Origin of the sequence: Aliivibrio sp. 1S128, assembly GCF_001691065.1 — a bacterium.
Classification (GTDB): domain Bacteria; phylum Pseudomonadota; class Gammaproteobacteria; order Enterobacterales; family Vibrionaceae; genus Aliivibrio.
This window is the reverse complement of the sequence record NZ_MAJV01000051.1, coordinates 1-1,339: the sequence shown is the minus strand read 5'-3', so window position 1 is coordinate 1,339 and position 1,339 is coordinate 1. Positions and strand designations below refer to the sequence as shown.

Annotated in this window: 1 protein-coding gene; it reads left to right on the top strand. The window is 29.6% G+C overall.

Annotated elements, in window-relative coordinates:
* Nucleotides 1–1,264: hypothetical protein (locus A6E03_RS07705; RefSeq protein ID WP_065600551.1), on the top strand; the 1,264-nt coding region annotated here is incomplete at its 5' end.
* Nucleotides 1,265–1,339: the final 75 nt, after the last annotated feature.

Genomic DNA, 1,339 nt, shown 5'->3' with positions numbered 1-1,339 from the left:
TATGCAGGCGTTATACCTAAAAAAAGGAGTAGTTGTGAAAATATCACTTATTGAGAATGGTATTGATTCTTTAAAAAAAGGTTTTGAAAGTTTAAAGAAATATGAGGAAATGCACTTTATTGATAGGCGTGGGGAGGAACGTTTTTATACTCTTAAAGATGCGATACTATCGATAAATCATGGTGTCGAAATTTTATTTAAACAGGTACTAATAAATCATAATGAACTATTAGTATTTTCTGATTTTGATAAGGCTTTAAAATCTGCTTTTAAAGAAAAAAGACAAAAAAAATTGACATCAATTTTTGAAACTGAAAAGTCACCTCATACAGTAACTATGCAAGAAGCCATAGATAGGCTTTCTAGTTTTTGTGGTATTGAAATTGATAAAAAAATGTTATTAAAAATTAATCAACTAGAAAAATACCGAAATCAAATTACACATAGCGCAATTTTTATTAAAGAAGAAGATGTGAGTGATACGTTTAATGGGCTAATTGATAAAGTAGATACATTTTTCTTACAAGAGCTAAAAGACAGTTATTCAAGTGTTTCTGGATATACGGAATTTAAAGAAAAATATCAAGAATACTTAGATAAATCTGATGAGACTCAACAAGATGTTAAAAGAGAATCGATTGAGAAATTAATTGAAGCATTCTCGAAATGTAGCTTATCAATGGGACAAAACGAAGCAAGAATAGTTGATGATATAAATGTTGCAATGCAAGTTATGGCAATTCTTAAAAGTTCATCTTTAACTTTTGGTGCGGATTTTTATAATAATCATAATACTGGGGAAATCGGTGAAATAAAAAGAATTAGTAGTGATGTTATTTCAATTTTCACTGAAGATAATCAAACGGATTATCGATTTAAGTTTAAATCTCTAATGATTTATCTTCCTGAGGTTGAAAGTGATTTTTCACCTATTTTGTTTTTTGAAGCTGATGATTCTACAGTTGATACTGAGTTTGGAAGCTTTGTAAAAGATGATTTCAGTGGAAAAAAGGTTTTATCAGGGATTCATTTGGTCGATGAAGCTAGAATTGAGTACGATCGTGAAAAAATTAATAAATTTTTCCATGATATGGATGATGATTTAATTCCTTATCGTAGTTTTTGGAGTATAGAATATTACCTGACTAAAGGGATATTTTGTTTCATTAATGTCCAAGGTTTGAATTATGGTAGAATGGGAAGAATATTAGATGGTTCTCACAGTTTAAAAGAAATACAAGTGATACTAAATCGCGGTAAATAGGTATAACAATCGCATCAACACGATTTACTACATTCGGCATTGTAGGTTTGTCTTTAGTTTCGGTGTTTATGGCGG